The 14032-nt window shown below is 59.2% G+C and carries 15 protein-coding genes and 1 pseudogene; 12 read left to right on the forward strand and 4 right to left on the reverse strand.

The annotated features are described in order from the left end of the window. Positions 1-33: 33 nt before the first annotated feature. The 6 genes from hslU to AB4N82_RS07920 all read left to right on the forward strand — a co-directional run bounded on the left by hslU (position 34) and on the right by AB4N82_RS07920 (position 7234). Positions 34-1371 carry an ATP-dependent protease ATPase subunit HslU gene (gene hslU / locus AB4N82_RS07895; RefSeq protein ID WP_032890250.1) on the forward strand — a complete coding sequence of 446 codons (1338 nt, stop codon included), beginning with the start codon at positions 34-36 and terminating at the stop codon, positions 1369-1371. 147 nt (positions 1372-1518) lie between these two features. Continuing rightward, a complete protein-coding gene (locus AB4N82_RS07900) occupies positions 1519-1896 on the forward strand; it encodes a gamma-butyrobetaine hydroxylase family protein (protein WP_032890248.1) in 378 nt (125 codons plus the stop codon). A gap of 249 nt (positions 1897-2145) precedes the next feature. Then, entirely contained in the window at positions 2146-3825 is a 1680-nt protein-coding gene (gene phaC, locus AB4N82_RS07905) for a class II poly(R)-hydroxyalkanoic acid synthase (protein WP_095186132.1), read from the forward strand. A 144-nt stretch (positions 3826-3969) separates the two neighbouring features. Further along, complete coding sequence (gene phaZ / locus AB4N82_RS07910; protein ID WP_460104774.1) at positions 3970-4815, forward strand: poly(3-hydroxyalkanoate) depolymerase; 846 nt, start codon at positions 3970-3972, stop codon at positions 4813-4815. A gap of 88 nt (positions 4816-4903) precedes the next feature. Next, the gene (gene phaC, locus AB4N82_RS07915; protein WP_122764237.1) at positions 4904-6586 is read left to right on the forward strand and encodes a class II poly(R)-hydroxyalkanoic acid synthase; all 1683 of its coding nucleotides are present in this window, start codon (positions 4904-4906) and stop codon (positions 6584-6586) included. A 27-nt stretch (positions 6587-6613) separates the two neighbouring features. Further along, entirely contained in the window at positions 6614-7234 is a 621-nt protein-coding gene (locus tag AB4N82_RS07920) for a TetR/AcrR family transcriptional regulator (protein WP_032890239.1), read from the forward strand. Positions 7235-7241: 7 nt separating this feature from the next. On the opposite strand, the pseudogene AB4N82_RS07925 reads toward AB4N82_RS07920, so the two are convergent. From AB4N82_RS07925 to AB4N82_RS07940, 4 genes and pseudogenes are all read right to left on the reverse strand, one after another. Further along, positions 7242-7572, reverse strand: a pseudogene (locus AB4N82_RS07925) (helix-turn-helix domain-containing protein); the annotation flags it as partial. 478 nt (positions 7573-8050) lie between these two features. After that, on the reverse strand, positions 8051-8998 hold the full coding sequence (locus AB4N82_RS07930) for a phasin family protein (protein WP_460104775.1): 948 nt from the start codon (positions 8996-8998) through the stop codon (positions 8051-8053). A gap of 12 nt (positions 8999-9010) precedes the next feature. Further along, the gene (locus AB4N82_RS07935) at positions 9011-9433 is read right to left on the reverse strand and encodes a phasin family protein (protein WP_032890224.1); all 423 of its coding nucleotides are present in this window, start codon (positions 9431-9433) and stop codon (positions 9011-9013) included. Between the two features lie 104 nt (positions 9434-9537). Next, positions 9538-9813: a polyhydroxyalkanoic acid system family protein gene (locus tag AB4N82_RS07940; protein WP_053140503.1), complete on the reverse strand. Its 276-nt coding sequence runs from the start codon at positions 9811-9813 to the stop codon at positions 9538-9540. A 144-nt stretch (positions 9814-9957) separates the two neighbouring features. On the opposite strand from AB4N82_RS07940, the gene ubiE reads away from it, so the two are divergent. Genes ubiE through AB4N82_RS07970 form a run of 6 tightly spaced genes read left to right on the forward strand, consistent with a single transcriptional unit; the run spans position 9958 to position 14026 of the window. After that, positions 9958-10728, forward strand: coding sequence for a bifunctional demethylmenaquinone methyltransferase/2-methoxy-6-polyprenyl-1,4-benzoquinol methylase UbiE (gene ubiE / locus AB4N82_RS07945; RefSeq protein ID WP_003171186.1), 771 nt, complete (start codon positions 9958-9960; stop codon positions 10726-10728). Further along, positions 10728-11351 (forward strand): ubiquinone biosynthesis accessory factor UbiJ, encoded by a 624-nt coding sequence (locus AB4N82_RS07950; protein WP_122753824.1) that lies wholly within the window; start codon positions 10728-10730, stop codon positions 11349-11351. Before ubiE ends, AB4N82_RS07950 begins: the two co-directional genes overlap by 1 nt. After that, on the forward strand, positions 11348-12952 hold the full coding sequence (gene ubiB / locus AB4N82_RS07955) for a ubiquinone biosynthesis regulatory protein kinase UbiB (protein WP_122753823.1): 1605 nt from the start codon (positions 11348-11350) through the stop codon (positions 12950-12952). The genes AB4N82_RS07950 and ubiB overlap by 4 nt, the downstream gene beginning before the upstream one ends. A 41-nt stretch (positions 12953-12993) precedes the next feature. Further along, the gene (gene hisI, locus AB4N82_RS07960) at positions 12994-13386 is read left to right on the forward strand and encodes a phosphoribosyl-AMP cyclohydrolase (protein WP_032890216.1); all 393 of its coding nucleotides are present in this window, start codon (positions 12994-12996) and stop codon (positions 13384-13386) included. Positions 13387-13388: 2 nt separating this feature from the next. Then, a complete protein-coding gene (locus AB4N82_RS07965) occupies positions 13389-13721 on the forward strand; it encodes a phosphoribosyl-ATP diphosphatase (RefSeq protein WP_003209299.1) in 333 nt (110 codons plus the stop codon). Positions 13722-13747: 26 nt separating this feature from the next. Further along, on the forward strand, positions 13748-14026 hold the full coding sequence (locus AB4N82_RS07970; RefSeq protein WP_032890214.1) for a twin-arginine translocase TatA/TatE family subunit: 279 nt from the start codon (positions 13748-13750) through the stop codon (positions 14024-14026). Positions 14027-14032 lie beyond the last annotated feature (6 nt).

Raw genomic sequence — 14032 nt, forward strand, 5'->3', positions numbered from 1 at the left:
TAGGCTTATTCCCGCTTGAGGCCGCCAAAAACTATGTCCATGACTCCCCGCGAAATCGTCCATGAACTCAACCGCCATATCATCGGCCAGGACGATGCCAAGCGCGCCGTTGCCATCGCGCTGCGTAACCGCTGGCGCCGGATGCAACTGCCCGAAGAATTACGCGTTGAAGTAACACCGAAGAACATCCTGATGATCGGCCCGACCGGTGTCGGTAAAACCGAAATCGCCCGGCGCCTGGCCAAGTTGGCCAATGCCCCGTTCATCAAGGTCGAAGCGACCAAGTTCACCGAAGTCGGCTATGTGGGCCGTGACGTCGAGTCGATCATCCGTGATCTGGCCGACGCCGCCCTGAAGATGCTGCGCGAACAGGAAGTGACCAAGGTCAGCCACCGCGCCGAAGACGCCGCCGAAGAACGCATCCTCGATGCCCTGTTGCCACCGGCACGCATGGGTTTCAACGAAGACGCCGCGCCGTCGTCCGATTCCAACACCCGCCAACTGTTCCGCAAACGCCTGCGTGAAGGCCAGTTGGATGACAAGGAAATCGAGATTGAAGTCGCCGAGGTCTCCGGCGTCGATATTTCCGCACCGCCTGGCATGGAAGAAATGACCAGCCAGTTGCAGAACCTGTTCGCCAACATGGGCAAGGGCAAGAAGAAAAGCCGCAAGCTCAAGGTGAAAGAGGCGCTCAAGCTGGTACGCGACGAAGAAGCCGGGCGCCTGGTGAATGAGGAAGAGCTCAAGGCCAAAGCCCTGGAAGCTGTCGAGCAGCATGGCATCGTGTTTATCGACGAGATCGACAAGGTGGCCAAGCGCGGCAATTCCGGCGGCGTCGATGTGTCCCGCGAAGGCGTACAGCGCGACCTGCTGCCGCTGATCGAAGGCTGCACCGTGAACACCAAGCTGGGCATGGTCAAGACCGACCACATCCTGTTTATCGCTTCCGGTGCGTTCCACCTGAGCAAGCCAAGCGACCTGGTGCCGGAGTTGCAAGGTCGTCTGCCGATTCGCGTAGAGCTGAAGGCACTGACCCCTGGCGACTTCGAACGCATCCTCAGCGAACCGCACGCGTCGCTCACTGAGCAGTATCGCGAGCTGTTGAAAACCGAAGGCCTGGGCATTGAGTTCCTGCCGGACGGTATCAAGCGCTTGGCTGAGATCGCGTGGCAGGTCAACGAGAAGACCGAAAACATCGGCGCGCGTCGCCTGCACACGTTGCTTGAGCGCTTGCTTGAGGAAGTGTCTTTCAGCGCCGGCGACATGGCCGGTGCGCAGAATGGCGAGGCGATCAAGATCGACGCCGAATACGTCAACAGCCACTTGGGCGAATTGGCACAGAACGAAGACTTGTCGCGGTATATTCTGTAAGCCTCACACAGAACTGCTTTGCTTCAAATGGGAGGGGGCTTGCCCCCGATAGCGGTGGATCAGTCAGCTTATCTATAGCTGACCCACTGCAATCGGGGGCAAGCCCCCTCCCACATTTTTAAGCCGGTTTATTCAAGAGCACCTCATATGGCCAAGTTTCCTACTGCTGTAAACCTGCACAAAACCTCAAACACCCTCGGCCTCACCTACGGGCCCGACGAGGTATACCAACTTCCCGCCGAACTGCTGCGCACCCACTCGCCTTCCGCCGAGGTCCAGGGCCACGGCAAACCCATCCTGCAATTCGGCAAGCTCAACGTTAAGTTGATCAAAGTAGAACCGGCCGGTCAGTACGCACTGAAATTGACCTTCGACGATGGGCATGACAGCGGACTGTTCACTTGGGACTACCTCTATCAATTGGCCGTGCGTCAGGACGCGTTGTGGACCGATTATCTCGCCGAGCTCAAAGCCGCCGGCAAAACCCGCGACCCGAGTCAGTCGGTCGTGCGGCTGATGCTCTAATCCAGGCTTCTCGCTCATTAGAGGGCATTTTCTAATTTCATCTGTTTGAATGCCCTGTCGCGTGGTCAACGATTGGCCCGCTTGCGAAAAAAATTAAACTCGGGTAACCAATGGAACTGGCAAGTTCCCTGCATTTGACGATGCGGTATCAACGGTCACCCGAGTCGCAGTACCAGGCTTGTGTTGTGTATCGAAACTTGGTGCACGGCGGTACCCGGTACTCGTCTTTCGGACAATGGAGCGTCGTAGATGAGTAACAAGAACAACGATGACTTGAAACGCCAGGCCTCGGAAAACACCCTGGGGCTCAACCCGATCATCGCGTTACGCAAAAAGGATTTACTGGCCTCGGCCAAGATGGTGCTGACTCAAGCCATCAAGCAACCGTTGCACAGCGTCAAGCACGTCGCCCACTTTGGCGTTGAATTGAAGAATGTGATGTTCGGCAAATCGGAGCTGGTGCCAGAGAGCGACGACCGTCGCTTCCACGACCCGGCCTGGAGCCAGAACCCGCTCTACAAGCGCTACCTGCAAACCTACCTGGCGTGGCGCAAGGAACTGCATGACTGGATTGGCGACAGCAACCTGTCGGACCAGGACATCAGCCGCGGCCACTTCGTAATCAACCTGATGACCGAAGCCATGGCCCCCACCAACAGCGCAGCCAACCCGGCGGCAGTCAAACGCTTCTTTGAAACCGGCGGTAAAAGCCTGCTCGACGGCCTGTCACATTTGGCCAAGGACATGGTGCACAACGGCGGCATGCCGAGCCAGGTCAACATGGGCGCCTTTGAAGTGGGCAAGTCCCTTGGCACCACTGAAGGCGCGGTGGTGTTTCGCAACGACGTGCTGGAGCTGATCCAGTACAAGCCAATCACCGAGCAGGTGCATGAGCGCCCGCTGCTGGTCGTACCGCCGCAGATCAACAAATTCTACGTATTCGACCTGAGCCCGGAAAAGAGCCTGGCGCGCTTCTGCCTGCGCAACGGCCAGCAAACCTTTATCGTCAGTTGGCGAAACCCGACCAAGGCCCAGCGTGAATGGGGCCTGTCGACCTATATCGAGGCGCTCAAGGAAGCGGTCGATGTGGTCACGGCGATCACCGGCAGCAAAGACATCAACATGCTCGGCGCCTGCTCCGGAGGCATTACCTGCACCGCTCTGCTCGGCCACTACGCGGCGCTGGGTGAGAAGAAGGTCAACGCCCTGACCTTGCTGGTGAGTGTGCTGGACACCACCCTGGACACCCAGGTGGCGCTGTTTGTGGATGAGCAGACCCTGGAAGCGGCCAAGCGCCATTCCTACCAGGCCGGCGTGCTGGAAGGCCGCGACATGGCCAAGGTATTCGCCTGGATGCGCCCCAACGACCTGATCTGGAACTACTGGGTCAATAACTACCTGCTGGGCAACGAGCCGCCGGTGTTCGACATCCTGTTCTGGAACAACGACACCACACGTTTGCCGGCCGCCTTCCATGGCGACCTGATCGAACTGTTCAAAAACAACCCGCTGGTACGCGCCAACGCACTGGAAGTGTGCGGCACGCCCATCGACCTCAAGCAGGTCACGGCGGATATTTATTCACTGGCCGGCACCAACGATCACATCACACCCTGGCAGTCTTGCTACAAGTCGGCGCAGTTGTTTGGCGGCAAAGTGGAATTTGTGCTGTCCAGCAGCGGGCATATCCAGAGCATTCTCAACCCACCGGGCAACCCCAAGGCGCGCTACCAGACCAGCGACAGCCTCGCAGGCAAGCCTCTGGAATGGCAGGAGAACGCAACCAAGCACACCGATTCCTGGTGGCTGCACTGGCAGGTATGGCAGGCAGAGCGCGCCGGGAAGCTGAAGAAGGCGCCGACGACATTAGGCAACAAAACCTACGCCGCAGCCGAAGCGGCACCTGGAACCTACGTACACGAGCGTTAGATTGAAATGGGATCAAATGTGGGAGGGGGCTTGCTCCCGATGCAGGCGACACGGAGCGCCTGCTACACCGCGTTGATGCTATCGGGAGCAAGCCCCCTCCCACGTTGACCCAATACCTACCGGACTACCTCACAGGGCTTGAGCATGCCGCAACCGTTCATCTTCCGCACCATCGACCTGGATGGCCAGACCATCCGCACGGCGGTGCGCCCGGGCAAGTCTCACTTGACGCCGCTGCTGATCTTCAACGGCATCGGCGCCAACCTTGAGTTGGTGTTTCCGTTCGTCCAGGCCCTGGACCCGGACCTGGAGGTGATTGCATTCGATGTGCCAGGCGTCGGCGGCTCATCTACCCCCAAGCGGCCCTATCGTTTTCCCGGCCTGGCCAAGCTCACCGCGCGCATGCTCGACTATCTCGACTACGGCCAGGTCAACGCCGTAGGCGTGTCCTGGGGTGGTGCGCTGGCGCAACAGTTTGCCTATGACTACCCGGAGCGCTGCAAGAAACTGATCCTGGCAGCCACGGCGGCTGGCGCAGTGATGGTGCCGGGTAAGCCCAAGGTTTTGTGGCTGATGGCAAGCCCACGCCGCTACATCCAACCGTCCCATGTGGTGCGTATCGCGCCGATGATTTATGGCGGTTCTTTCCGCCGCGACTCGAACCTCGCCGCCGAACATGCGAGCAAGGTGCGATCTGCCGGCAAACTCGGTTACTACTGGCAGCTGTTCGCCGGGCTGGGCTGGACCAGCATCCATTGGCTGCACAAGATCCGCCAGCCCACCCTGGTGCTGGCGGGGGACGACGACCCGCTGATCCCCTTGATCAATATGCGCATGCTGGCTTGGCGCATCCCCAATGCGCAATTGCACATCATCGATGACGGCCACCTGTTCTTGATCACCCGGGCCGAAGCCGTGGCGCCGATCATCATGAAGTTCTTGGAAGAGGAGCGAATGCGTGCAGTGATTCATCCACGCCCGGCGGTGTAAGGACGCAACGCCGCGCAACTTGCCAGGAACCGACTATGGTTCTGAATTGGCGTGCCTGTTTGATGGCTAGACGAAGGAGTGTTGGCTCATGCGAGAAAGACCCGTGACGAACCCGGCGCCTACCCCCGCTGCGTTCATCAATGCGCAAAATGCGATCACCGGCCTCAGGGGCAGGGACTTGCTCTCGACCTTGCGCAGCGTCGCCGCCCACAGCTTGCGCAACCCGGTGCACACCGCCCGGCATGCCTGGGCCTTGAGCGGCCAGTTGGGTCGGGTGCTGTTGGGCGAGACCGTGCACGAGCCCAACCCCCATGACAGCCGCTTCAGCGATCCCACCTGGAAGCTCAACCCGCTCTACCGCCGAAGTCTGCAAGCCTATTTGAGCTGGCAGAAGCAGACACGTCACTGGATCGACGACAGCGCCCTGAGCGCCGATGACCGGGCCCGCGCACACTTCGCCTTCTCCCTGCTCAACGATGCCGTCTCCCCCTCCAACACCCTGCTCAACCCGCTGGCCGTCAAAGAGTTGCTCAACTCCGGCGGCAACAGCGTGGTGCGCGGTGTGGCCAATTTGTTCGAAGACCTGCTGCACAACAACGGTTTGCCACGCCAAGTGAGCAAGCACGCGTTCGAAGTTGGCAAGACGGTTGCCACCACCCCTGGCTCGGTGGTGTTTCGCAATGAGCTGCTGGAGCTGATCCAGTACAAGCCCATGAGCGAAAAACAGTACGCCAAGCCACTGCTGATCGTGCCGCCGCAGATCAACAAGTACTACATTTTCGACTTGAGCCCGGCCAACAGCTTTGTGCAGTACGCGCTCAAAAACGGACTGCAGACCTTTATGGTCAGCTGGCGCAACCCGGATGTGCGCCACCGCGAGTGGGGCCTGTCCACCTACGTTGCGGCACTGGAGGAAGCGCTTAACGTATGCCGGGCAATCACCGGCGCCCGAGAAGTCAACCTGATGGGTGCCTGCGCCGGCGGCCTGACCATCGCCGCCTTGCAAGGCCACTTGCAGGCCAAGCGTCAGCTACGCCGCATCTCCAGCGCCAGCTACCTGGTGAGCCTGCTGGACAGCCAGATCGACAGCCCCGCCACCCTGTTCGCCGACGAGCAAACCCTGGAAGCCGCCAAACGTCGCTCCTATCAAGAGGGAGTGCTGGATGGGCGCGACATGGCCAAGGTCTTCGCCTGGATGCGCCCCAATGACCTGATCTGGAATTACTGGATCAACAACTACCTGTTGGGCAAGGAACCGCCGGCCTTCGACATCCTGTACTGGAACAACGACAACACGCGCCTGCCCGCCGCGCTGCATGGCGACCTGCTGGACTTCTTCAAGCACAACCCGCTGAGCCATCCTGGGGGCCTGGAGGTGTGCGGCACGCCCATTGACTTGCAAAAGGTCACCGTGGACAGCTTCAGCGTGGCCGGCATCAACGACCACATTACGCCGTGGGACGCGGTGTATCGCTCCACACAATTGCTGGGCGGCGAGCGGCGCTTCGTACTGTCCAACAGCGGGCATATCCAGAGCATCCTCAACCCTCCGGGCAACCCCAAGGCCAACTACGTCGAGAACCCAAAGCTGAGCAGCGACCCACGCGCCTGGTACTACGACGCCAATCATGTCGAAGGCAGTTGGTGGCCGCAATGGCTGGAGTGGATCCAGCAGCGCTCGGGCGTGCAACGCGAAACCCTCACGGCTCTGGGCAACCAGAATTACCCACCGATGGAAGCGGCGCCGGGCACCTATGTGCGAGTGCGCTGAGCTCAACGATCACATTAAGAAGACTGGATGAAGACCCGCGACCGTATCCTTGAATGCGCCCTGCAGTTGTTCAACCAAAAGGGCGAGCCGAATGTATCAACCATGGAGGTGGCCAATGAAATGGGGATCAGCCCCGGCAACCTCTACTACCACTTCCATGGCAAGGAGCCGCTGATCATTGGGCTTTTTGAGCGTTTTCAAGGTGAGCTGGCGCCGTTGCTTGATCCGCCCGCAGACGCACAATTGAAGGCTGAGGATTACTGGCTGTTCCTGCACCTGATTGTCGAGCGAATGGCCCACTACCGGTTTCTGTTCCAGGACTTGTCCAACTTGGCCGGACGCCTACCGAAGCTTGCCAAAGGCATTCGCAACCTGCTTACAGCGCTCAAACGTACCCTGGCATCATTGCTGGCGCGATTGAAGGCAGCGGGGCAAGTGGTCAGTGACACGCAGGCACTGGGGCAATTGGTGGAACAGATCACCATGACCTTGCTGTTTTCCCTGGATTACCAGCGGATACTTGATCGCGAAGGCGAGATACGGGTCGTGGTGTACCAGATCATGATGCTGGTAGCGCCGCACCTGCTATTGCCGACACGGCTGACGACGGAGCGGTTGGCGCTGCGTTATTTGGATGAGCCCGTTTGACGGGCCGTCATCCGGGCTCGCCGAACTGGTAACTGAACTTGAAGAGTTCGCTGTCACTGCTAATGCCCAACTTGCGATACGCCGATTGCTTCTGCGTGCTGATGGTACTTGCACTACGCGAAAACTTCGCAGCAATTGAATTTACCGTCATACCATCGAAAAAACACCGCAACACTTCCTGCTCCCTGGGTGTTGGACAAGCGTTCATTTGCAACAGAGTTGAAAGCTCCACTCTCGATTTCATATTTAGGACGCCTACAGGGTTTCAAGTAAATCCGGCCTTGAGCGACCGTTCGAATGGCCGTCACCAGCTCGGTCAGGTTTTGGGTTTTGCCCAGCTCAATTGCCTGCCGAACCTTTTCATGGTCATCTAAAAGCCTGACGGTGTAAGTAGTGAGCATAGAAGCAGGCCTAGCAAAACCCGCGTAGGCTTCCTAGTCGTATACGTCGACTAAAGTCACCTGCACCAACGCATCCAATGTGACCTTTCGGTTTCCGGCACGCCAGCGCCCGGCAACGACTGCCTGCTCGCCAATACAGGCACTGCGCGCGGTGTGACGCTGTCCAGAACATCATCCCCATTGTGGCCGATGATGCCCGCACAGTGACGGTTTACGGCAACCGAGCAGTCCTGCCGCTCGGCGCTGCGGACCACAAAAACGGCGCAGCCATTACCCAAAGCACTCTGGCCTCAGCCATTACCGCTTCGATCACTTACAACTGATCGGCGCAGGCCTAGCGTTGGTGTCGTAACGCCAAACACGCAAAAAAAACCCGACCTTCTCAGGCCGGGCATTTTTATAAGTCCCGGAAAAATCAGGACTGACTGGATGGCGTCGGCGTAACCGGCGTTGCAGTCGGGCTCACGGCAGCGGGCGTCGGTGCTGCAACCGAGTTGGCTGATGAAGCGGTTGGCGTCGTCGCGGTAGCAGGTTTGGCCGCAACGGCTGGCTTGGTCGCTGCTGGTTTTTTGGCCGTGGCGGGCTTCTTCGCCGCAGCAGGTTTGGCCGCTGGTTTTGCCGCAACAGGCTTGGCTGCAGGTTTGGCCGCAGCGGTTTTAGCCGCTGGCTTGGTCGCAGGTTTGGTAGCGGCCTTGGCGGCCGGTTTGGCGGCTGCTTTCGCTGCTGGCTTGGCAGCGGCTTTGGCGGCCACTGGTTTAGCGGCTGGTTTGGCGGCGGCGGTTTTGGCGGCAGGTTTGGCAGCCGTTTTTGCGGTAGCTTTTGCCGGCGCCTTGGCAGCAGGTTTGGCGGCGGCTTTAACCAGCGGCTTGGCAGCGCTTTTCGCGGCCGGTTTGGCAGCAGCGGTTTTAGCCGCTGGCTTGGCAGCCGGTTTCGCGGCTGCGGTTTTCACCGGAGTTACTTTGGCGCCGGTGAGTTTCTCGATCTGCCGGGTCAGGGTATCGACCTTGGTGTGCAGTGCCTTGACTTCAGTACGGCTCGGCACGCCCAGTCGCGAAATCGCCTTGTTAAGACGTGTATCCAGCGCCCCTTCAAGTTCACTCCAGGTGCCCAGCACCTGCTTCTTCGCATCACTGATGCGCGAACCGGCAGTCGCCTTAGCGGCATTAACTTGTTTGCCAACGGTGCTCTTGGTCAACTTCTCGGCCTTCTCGCCGTCTTTAACCAGGGTCTCGAAGAGTTTGCTGCCGTCACTGTCGATCTTCGAGTACACACCTAAACCAGCGAGCCAGATTTTGCGGGAATATTCTTCAACTTTCCCGACCCACGAGCTGCCTTCTTTCTGAGTAGTCTTTTTAACAGCCATCCCGATGTCTCCTTAGTGTTTACGCGCGACACGTTCGAGCAATGCCGTCAGCTCTTCGAGCTTAGCAGAGAGTGTCTCCACGTCATGTTTAGACGCAATGCCGATTCGATTCAAGGCACTTGCAACACGAGTGTCAAAAGCTTTTTCAACTTTATCCAGCTGAACTTCTACCAGACCTTTGACAGCGGAGACATTGCTCTTTACTTGGTCAATCTGACTGTTGGCGGCATCAAGTTGTTCAACTGCAACTTTTTTACCTTTACTTTCAACATGTTGACCGCTCTTTACGAGCTCTTTGAAGTACTCGCTGCCCTCGCTGCCGACCTTGGCATAAGCACCGAGTCCTGCAAGCCAGATCTTGCGGGCGTAGGTTTTAACGTCAGTCAGGGCGCCGGTCTGTACGTCGATTTTTTTCTTCAAGATAACTTTGGCCATGGTGCACCTCACGCAGAATAGGGTGGAGGAACGGCCCGCAGGAGTTGAGGGCTTGGGCACAAAGTAGGAGGAAAAATTAGAATCGGCACCCTAAGAACAATCGATCAGGCCAATGCTTTATCCAAGGCTTTCTCGATTTCAGACTTGATCGTGCCACTCATGGCCGACATCAACAGCCCCAACTCCACATCAATACGCAGCGAATCATCCGCCACTAATACTGTTCCTTTAACCCCGGAGCGCTTGAGGTTCAAGGTATCGCCGGACCACGACGGCTCAAGCCCATATTGCTCCTTGAGTTTGTGCGCCAACTTCTCGGCCTTTGCCCGTGCGCCTTCTTTACCCAGGGAATGTGCACGCTCAACGGTTATACGGGCCATTGCAATGACTCCTCTTTATAGGGATTTGAATACCTTCGCTGCGGCAAAAGGCCTCGGTGACCACCTATCTTACCTGCAGCCTTGCCAAGACAAAGCAAGCCTTGGGGATTATCATGTCCCGCATTCTCTTTTGGTGACAGCGATATGACTGATCAGCGCAAAGGCAGCGATGCCGAACCCACCACTCACTTCGGCTTCAAGAACGTTCCGGAAAGCCAAAAAGCGGAAAAAGTCGCTGAGGTGTTCCACTCCGTCGCCGCCAAGTACGACCTGATGAATGACGTGCTCTCCGGCGGTATGCACCGCCTGTGGAAGCGCTTCACTATCGAGTTGTCGGGTGTGCGCACCGGCAACCGTGTGCTGGACATCGCCGGTGGCACCGGCGACCTGGCCGCCAAGTTCTCCAAGCTCGTCGGGCCGACAGGTCAGGTCGTGCTGGCAGACATCAACGGTTCGATGCTCAAGGTTGGCCGTGACCGCCTGCTCGACAAGGGTGTGGCCGGCAATATCGAATTCGTCCAGGCCGACGCTGAAAAGCTGCCGTTCCCCGACAACCATTTCGACTGCGTGACCATCGCCTTCGGCCTGCGCAACGTGACCCACAAGGAAGACGCGATCCGCTCGATGCTGCGCGTCCTCAAACCGGGCGGCCGCCTGTTGGTGCTGGAGTTCTCCAAGCCGACCAATGCGCTGATGTCCAAGGTCTACGACACCTACTCCTTCGCCTTCATGCCATTGATGGGCAAGCTGATCACCAATGACGCCGAAAGCTACCGCTACCTGGCCGAATCGATCCGCATGCACCCTGACCAGGAAACCCTGAAGTCGATGATGGTAGAAGCCGGTTTCGACCGTGTGACCTACCACAACATGACCTCGGGTATCGTCGCCCTGCACCGCGGCATCAAGCCCTGATGCTGCTCGCAGGCCTGCTCGCCAGCGTCGAACACGGCCTCAACCGTGTGCTGCGCCTGGACAGTACCGCCTTGGCGCGGCTCGCGCATTTAGACGGCAAGGTCATTGCCGTCGACTGCACCAGCCCCGCCTTGCAGCTTTTTATCCTGCCCAGCGACGAAGGCCTGCTGCTGGCCAGCCAATGGGCCGCCGAAGCCGACTGCACTCTGCGCGCGCCGGCGTCGAGCCTGTTGCACCTGGCCCTGAGCCGCAACAAGACCGCCATCCTGCACAGCCCTGAAGTGGCGCTGGAAGGCGACAGCGCGGTGCTGATGGACTTGGCCGCCGTGCTGCAAGACCTGGAGCTGGACTGGGAATACGAGCTGTCCCGCTGGATCGGCCCCGTGGCCACCCAGTTGATCAGCGGGCACCTGCGCAGCCGCACGCGCTGGTACCAGCAAGGGTTTGCCAGCCTCAACCAGAACCTCGCCGAATACCTGAGCGAAGAATCGCGCACCCTGGTCGGGCAGCAGGAAGCGCAAGCGCGCTTTCGCGAACTCGACAAGGCTAAAATCGACCTGGAACGCCTTGAGGCGCGCTTCGAGCGCCTGAGCCGTTCCCTTGATCCAAGCGATAACGCATGAAGCTGCTCGCCGTCCGCCGTTTGTTTCGTATCCAGCGCGTCGTAATCCGCTACCGCCTCGATGACTTGCTGTTCGCCCTACCCTTGCCGTGGTTTCTGCTGGCGGTGCGCTACGTGCTGCCGTGGCGCTGGTTTCCGCGCAAGCAACTGGAGCTGAACCGCGGTGCGCGTCTGCGTCTGGCGCTTCAGGATTTGGGGCCGATCTTCATCAAGTTCGGGCAGATCCTCTCGACGCGCCGCGATCTGCTGCCCGAAGACATCGCCGACGAATTGATGCTGTTGCAGGACCGCGTACCGCCGTTCGATTCACAGCAGTCGATGAAACTGATCGAAGAACAGCTGGGCAAGAAGATCAGCGAAGTCTTCACCCGCTTTGACGTCGAGCCGCTGGCCTCGGCTTCCGTGGCACAAGTCCACGCGGCGCAGCTCAAGACTGGCGAAGAAGTGGTCGTGAAGGTCATTCGTCCAGGCCTGAAGCCGATCATCGGTCAGGACCTCGCGTGGTTGTTTATCCTCGCCCGCGCTGCCGAACGTTTCTCTGCCGATGCGCGCCTGCTGCACCCGGTGGACGTGGTCGCCGACTACGAAAAAACCATCTACGACGAACTCGACCTGCTGCGCGAAGCCGCCAACGCCAGCCAACTCAAGCGCAACTTCGAGGGCTCGCAGCTGCTGTACGTGCCGCAAGTGTATTGGGACTGGTGCCGCCCGAAAGTGCTGGTGATGGAGCGCATCTACGGCGTGCAGGTCACCGACCTCACCACCCTGGCCGACCAGCGCACCGATATGAAGATGCTCGCCGAACGCGGTGTGGAGATCTTCTTCACCCAAGTGTTCCGCGATAGCTTCTTCCACGCCGACATGCACCCGGGCAACATCTTCGTCAGCACCGTCAACCCGTGGAGCCCGCAGTACATCGCGATCGACTGCGGCATCGTCGGCAGCCTTACCCCGGAAGACCAGGACTACCTGGCGCGCAACCTGTTCGCCTTCTTCAAGCGTGACTACCGCCGCGTGGCGCAGTTGCACATCGACTCAGGCTGGGTGCCGGCGGAAACCAAACTCAACGAATTCGAAGCAGCCATCCGCACCGTGTGCGAACCGATCTTTGAGAAACCGTTAAAAGACATCTCCTTTGGTCAGGTGCTGATGCGCCTGTTCCAGACCGCGCGGCGCTTCAATATGGAAGTGCAGCCGCAGTTGGTACTGCTGCAAAAAACCTTGCTCAACATCGAAGGCCTGGGCCGTCAGTTGTACCCGGACCTCGACCTGTGGAACACCGCCCAGCCGTTCCTCGAACGCTGGATGCGCGAGCGCATGAGCCCGAAAACCGTGCTGGGTAACCTGCACAGCCAAATGGAACAACTGCCGCACCTGGCCAACATGACTCGCGACTTGCTTGAGCGCATGTCCCAGCCCCACGCCAAGGACCCGGAACCGCCGTGGCGCAAGCGCAAGGATGACTGGTTCCTGCGCCTGCTCGGCGCCGCGCACCTGGTGGGCGGTGTGATGCTGGCCATTGGTGGGCCGTTGAATCAACTGGGCCACTGGCCTGCGGGGATCATGGTCGCCGTGGGTGTTTATCTGATCGTGCGTCGATAGCCAATCCGGTTATACACTGTCGCAAATTGCCGGAGCCGAACATGAAAGACTGGCTGGACGAGATCAAGTGGGACAGTGACGGCCTGGTGCCGGCCATTGCCCAGGACTACAAGACCGGGCGCGTGCTGATGATGGCCTGGATGAACCGCGAGGCCCTAAGCCTCACCGCCACTGAGCAGCGTGCCATTTACTGGTCACGTTCCCGTGGCAAACTGTGGCGCAAGGGCGAAGAGTCCGGGCACGTGCAGACCCTGCACGAGATGCGCATCGACTGCGACGCCGACGTGGTGATCCTCAAGGTCGAGCAGATCGGCGATATCGCCTGCCACACCGGCCGTCACAGTTGCTTCTATCGCGTGTTCGAGAACGGCGAGTGGAAAACCGTCGAACCGGTGCTCAAAGACCCGCACGCCATTTATTCCGCAGGACACTGACCATGAGCGATACCCTGAACCGCGTGGCCCAGGTGCTGGAAGACCGCAAAGGTGCGGACGCCGACAGCTCCTACGTCGCCAGCCTGTACCACAAGGGGCTGAACAAAATTCTGGAAAAGCTCGGCGAAGAATCCGTCGAGACCATCATCGCCGCCAAGGATGCGCAAATCAGCGGCGACTGCAGCGATGTCATCTATGAGACCGCCGACTTGTGGTTCCATAGCCTGGTCATGCTCGCCCAACTGGGGCAGCATCCACAGGCAGTGCTGGACGAACTGGACCGTCGCTTCGGCTTGTCCGGGCATGCCGAAAAGGCCTCGCGCCCGTCCGCTTGAATAACTAAGACTAGAGGATTTGCAGCATGGGCATTTTTGACTGGAAACACTGGATCGTCATTCTGGTGGTCGTGGTACTGGTGTTCGGCACCAAGAAACTCAAGAACCTGGGCACCGACGTGGGCGAGTCGATCAAGGGCTTTCGTAAAGCCATGAACGACGACGAAAAGCCTGCCGACCCCGCCGCCAATCCCGTACCGCCGGTCCAGCCTGTGCACCCGCAGGCCGCCCAGCCGATCACCGAGCGTCGCACCTTCGACGTGCAGGCTGAGAAAGTCGAAGAGCCGACCCGCAAAGACTCGTGAGCACTG

This window comes from Pseudomonas sp. H1_D04 (genome assembly GCF_054683855.1).

Excerpts from the sequence above, each read along its gene's own strand:
- hslU (WP_032890250.1), top strand. The coding sequence starts at position 34 with ATGTCCATGACTCCCCGCGAAATCGTCCATGAACTCAACCGCCATATC.
- AB4N82_RS07900 (WP_032890248.1), top strand. The coding sequence starts at position 1,519 with ATGGCCAAGTTTCCTACTGCTGTAAACCTGCACAAAACCTCAAACACC.
- phaC (WP_095186132.1), top strand. The coding sequence starts at position 2,146 with ATGAGTAACAAGAACAACGATGACTTGAAACGCCAGGCCTCGGAAAAC.
- phaZ (WP_460104774.1), top strand. The coding sequence starts at position 3,970 with ATGCCGCAACCGTTCATCTTCCGCACCATCGACCTGGATGGCCAGACC.
- phaC (WP_122764237.1), top strand. The coding sequence starts at position 4,904 with ATGCGAGAAAGACCCGTGACGAACCCGGCGCCTACCCCCGCTGCGTTC.
- AB4N82_RS07920 (WP_032890239.1), top strand. The coding sequence starts at position 6,614 with ATGAAGACCCGCGACCGTATCCTTGAATGCGCCCTGCAGTTGTTCAAC.
- AB4N82_RS07930 (WP_460104775.1), bottom strand. The coding sequence starts at position 8,998 with ATGGCTGTTAAAAAGACTACTCAGAAAGAAGGCAGCTCGTGGGTCGGG.
- AB4N82_RS07935 (WP_032890224.1), bottom strand. The coding sequence starts at position 9,433 with ATGGCCAAAGTTATCTTGAAGAAAAAAATCGACGTACAGACCGGCGCC.
- AB4N82_RS07940 (WP_053140503.1), bottom strand. The coding sequence starts at position 9,813 with ATGGCCCGTATAACCGTTGAGCGTGCACATTCCCTGGGTAAAGAAGGC.
- ubiE (WP_003171186.1), top strand. The coding sequence starts at position 9,958 with ATGACTGATCAGCGCAAAGGCAGCGATGCCGAACCCACCACTCACTTC.
- AB4N82_RS07950 (WP_122753824.1), top strand. The coding sequence starts at position 10,728 with ATGCTGCTCGCAGGCCTGCTCGCCAGCGTCGAACACGGCCTCAACCGT.
- ubiB (WP_122753823.1), top strand. The coding sequence starts at position 11,348 with ATGAAGCTGCTCGCCGTCCGCCGTTTGTTTCGTATCCAGCGCGTCGTA.
- hisI (WP_032890216.1), top strand. The coding sequence starts at position 12,994 with ATGAAAGACTGGCTGGACGAGATCAAGTGGGACAGTGACGGCCTGGTG.
- AB4N82_RS07965 (WP_003209299.1), top strand. The coding sequence starts at position 13,389 with ATGAGCGATACCCTGAACCGCGTGGCCCAGGTGCTGGAAGACCGCAAA.
- AB4N82_RS07970 (WP_032890214.1), top strand. The coding sequence starts at position 13,748 with ATGGGCATTTTTGACTGGAAACACTGGATCGTCATTCTGGTGGTCGTG.